This window comes from Myxococcus sp. CA005 (genome assembly GCF_006518205.1).
Classification (GTDB): Bacteria; Myxococcota; Myxococcia; order Myxococcales; family Myxococcaceae; genus Myxococcus; species Myxococcus xanthus.
Map to the genome: position 1 here is coordinate 1 of NZ_SRLV01000206.1, position 647 is coordinate 647.

The 647-nt window shown below is 54.9% G+C and carries 1 tRNA gene and 1 rRNA gene; both read right to left on the reverse strand.

The annotated features are described in order from the left end of the window. Positions 1-285: 285 nt before the first annotated feature. Positions 286-362 (reverse strand) — tRNA-Ile (locus FMQ63_RS37160). A 212-nt stretch (positions 363-574) separates the two neighbouring features. Continuing rightward, positions 575-647, reverse strand: a 16S ribosomal RNA gene (locus FMQ63_RS37165); the annotation flags it as partial.

Consider the following 647-nt stretch of genomic DNA (forward strand, 5'->3'; position numbering starts at 1 on the left):
TTGTCGAAACTCGAAACCAAGGCCCAGACTCCTGCTCTTCGCAGCAAGCCCGGAAGACTTCTTGTTACTTACGCTTGATTAAAAGCACCTGACTTCCTTCCCCTCACCTTCGCCTCACGGCGTCGGCTGGGTACTTTCGTCAGGGCTTCTGCGAGAACTTCTCTCAGCAGAAATTGAACTTACCCTTCGTATGCACTTGTCAAAGAACGCTTCCTAGACTTCAGGAAAACCTGTGTGGAGCTGATTGGGTGCGCGTCACCGCTTTCCTCCTCCTTGGGAGGAAAATGGTGGGCCTAGGTGGACTTGAACCACCGACCTCGCGCTTATCAGGCGCGCGCTCTAGCCAGCTGAGCTATAGGCCCAGGAGGCCACCGCGTCGGCAAACCCTACAGCATCCTTCATTCTCAAAGAGCCAAGTCGCATGGACTCAGTCCTTCAAAACCAAACAGCAAGCCCAGAGTAAGTCACTAGATTGTTATTCGGAAACGTTGACCTGGTTGACCTGACGCGACTCGAAAGCCGCTGGCATCGCCTACTGCGTCCGAAGACGCTGTCCGATGCCCGGTCTCCTTAGAAAGGAGGTGATCCAGCCGCAGGTTCCCCTACGGCTACCTTGTTACGACTTCACCCCAGTTACCGACCACTCC